General features: G+C 46.8%; 1 protein-coding gene. It reads left to right on the top strand.

Going from position 1 to position 680, the window contains the following annotated elements:
- The coding region (locus AB4585_RS22330) for an AI-2E family transporter (protein ID WP_372171002.1) at positions 1-680 on the top strand (680 nt) is incomplete at both ends.

Below are 680 nucleotides of genomic sequence, written 5' to 3'. Positions count from 1 at the left end.
TCACACGACATCTATCAGTGGACGGTTAGCAGCGGACTCCAGAACGTAATTTCGGCAGATTGGTCTCAAACACATCTCGAGTGGCTGAACGAGTACGTACTGCTCGAACCGCTTACCATCCAAGACATCAATCAACACATCCTCACATACAGCGCCTCTATCAGCAGTAAAGCTCTTCAGTACGGCGGAACTTTACTCGCCAACCTTACCAATGCCGTCATAGCATTTCTGATCATGATTTTCGTTTTGTTCTTCTTCTTGAGAGATCACGAGAGCATCATCACCAACATCAAAACACTCGTAGTATTACCCGAAGGCCAACAACAACTGCTGCTAACCCAAACGAAACACGTTTCCAGAACCATTATTTTTGGCACATTGGCCACAGCACTACTTCAAGGATTCGCCGGCGGAGTTGGAATGTATGCGGTTGGATTTCAAGGCCTGCTTTGGGGTGCAATCATAAGTGTCGCATCGCTCATTCCAATCCTTGGAACATCCATTGTATTAATCCCTGCAATCCTGTTCTTATTACTGACACAGGATTACTCAGGAGCACTTTTGTTAACCGTTTGGTCTATAGGGGTGGTAGGCGCGATCGACAACCTAGTGAGACCACTTCTTATGCGTGGCGCGGGACACATGAACACTATGATGGTTCTATTGTCCATTCTAGGTGG

Origin of the sequence: Vibrio sp. 10N.222.49.C9 (assembly GCF_041474985.1) — a bacterium.
In the GTDB taxonomy this organism is placed as follows: Bacteria; Pseudomonadota; Gammaproteobacteria; order Enterobacterales; family Vibrionaceae; genus Vibrio; species Vibrio crassostreae_C.
This window is presented reverse-complemented; position numbering and strand designations above follow the sequence as displayed.